Genomic DNA, 1,912 nt, shown 5'->3' with positions numbered 1-1,912 from the left:
CTGCGTCGTGTGCGCCGCCCGCAAGCGGTGGCTCTCAACCGCTCGGGCGCGGTTGCCACTGCGGGACGCGGCGGTGGCGGTGGAGCGGGCCGAGGCGGAGCTGCGCCGGCTGGAGGAGCGCCGCGAGCAGGCCGCCGAGCTGCGCGAGCAGCGGGCCGGGCACGAGCGGGAGGCGCGGGTCGCCCGGGCCCTGGCGGGGCACCTGCGGGCCAACAACTTCGAGCGCTGGCTGCTGGCCGAGGCGCTGGACCTGCTGGTCGACGGCGCGTCGCGGATCCTGCGCGAGCTCTCCAACGGCCAGTACGACCTGGTGCACGACAAGGGCGAGTTCTTCGTCGTCGACCACCACGACGCCGGCCTGCGCCGGGGCGTGCGCACCCTCTCCGGCGGGGAGACGTTCCAGGCGTCGCTGGCGCTGGCCCTCGCCCTCTCCGAGCAGCTCGCCGGGATGTCCACCACCGCGGCGAGCCTGGAGTCGATCGTGCTGGACGAGGGCTTCGGCACCCTCGACGCGGCCACCCTGGACACCGTCGCCGCCACCCTGGAGAGCCTGGCCGCCCGGGGCGACCGGATGGTCGGCGTGGTCACCCACGTGCCGGCGCTCGCCGAGCGGATCCCGGTCCGGTTCGAGGTCCGCAAAGACGCGCGTACCGCCCGGGTGGAGCGGACGGGCCTGTGAGGGGTACGACGTGACGCGGTTCTACGTCGACGCGTGGGACCCGGCCTACGGGGCGTCGTTCGAGGCGGCCGGCGGGGGCGGGCCGGCGGCGCCGAGCAGCGCCCAGGTCGACGCCGACGTCGAGCTGCCCGCCGCCGACTGGCGGGCCGTCGGGGCCCGGCCGGACCTGGCCGCCCCGGACGTGGTGCTGCTGGTCGACGGGGTACGCCGGATCGACGCCAGCGTCTGGACCGCCGAGGACGACGGCGGCTCGTTCCCGGGCATCGCCGCCTCGTACGCGGCCGGGGTGGTCCGCTGCGACCTGGACCGCGGCGCGGCCGAGCTGGCCGGGGCGAAGGTGGGCCGGGGCCTGTTCACCGCCAGCCCGTCGGCCGAGGACGTGGTGGCCGGCGCGATCCGCTACCCGGTGCACCGGGTCGGCGGGACCGGTGAGCTGAGCAAGCTGCCGGCCGCCGTGCAGGGCCCGTTGACCGCGCTGGAGGTGGCGGTCTCCGACGCGGTCCGCACCGACGGCGACCTGCTGGTGGTGGACGGGCCGCTGCGCAGCCGGCGCAACCTGCCGCGCACCCTCGGCTACATCAAGACGCAGCACAGCCAATACCTGGACGCCCGGCTGACCGCGGTGGTCACCGGGCTGGCGCCGGGCCAACGCTGCCCGGTGTTCCGGCTGGGCACCGCGTGGGGCGGCTACTCCTGGTACCTGCGGCTGCCGGTGGCCGGCGGCGCGCCCTGGGCGGGCATCGTCCGGATGGAGTGCTCGGCCGAGCTGACCGAGGCCGAGGCGATCGAGCTGGCCGATCTCTCCCTGGTCACCCTCCCCCGGTTCGCCTCCAGCCCGTACAAGGACCCGCGGGCCCCGCAGAACCTGATCCCGATCGCGGGCCTGGAACGCCGGCTGCGCGGGCTGCTCGGCGACGCCCGCCTGCTGCACCGGGTGCTGATCGGGGCGGCCCGGGCGGGCCGCCGCTGATGGGCCGCCGGCGTGGCGCCGACCGGGTGGTCGAGCAGGTCGACACCGGGCAGGCCGAGCTGGTGCCCGACCCGGACCGGCCGGGCTCGTGGACGCTGCTGCTCGACGGCGCCCCGCAGTCGCATGTGGACCTGACCGATCCGACGCATCTGGAGTTCGAGTACGTGCGCCGGCTGGCCGCCGCGCTCGACCTGATCGCCCCGCCCGGCGCCCCGCTGCGGGTGCTGCACCTGGGCGGCGGCGCGCTGACCCGGCCCCGGTAC

General features: G+C 76.7%; 2 protein-coding genes and 1 pseudogene. All 3 read left to right on the top strand.

Annotated elements, in window-relative coordinates; all coding sequences use genetic code 11:
- On the top strand, positions 1–679 hold a 679-nt coding region (locus ACWEVO_RS35905), incomplete at its 5' end, for an SbcC/MukB-like Walker B domain-containing protein (protein WP_452311847.1).
- 10 nt (positions 680–689) lie between these two features.
- Complete coding sequence (locus ACWEVO_RS35900; RefSeq protein WP_452311846.1) at positions 690–1,649, top strand: hypothetical protein; 960 nt, start codon at positions 690–692, stop codon at positions 1,647–1,649.
- A pseudogene (locus tag ACWEVO_RS35895) lies at positions 1,649–1,912 on the top strand (spermine synthase); the annotation flags it as partial. The gene ACWEVO_RS35900 and the pseudogene ACWEVO_RS35895, both read left to right, overlap by 1 nt.

It is taken from the genome of Micromonospora sp. NPDC003776 (genome assembly GCF_053605645.1).
Note: the sequence above shows the minus strand (reverse complement) of the source record. Positions and strands in the feature narration are given on the sequence as shown.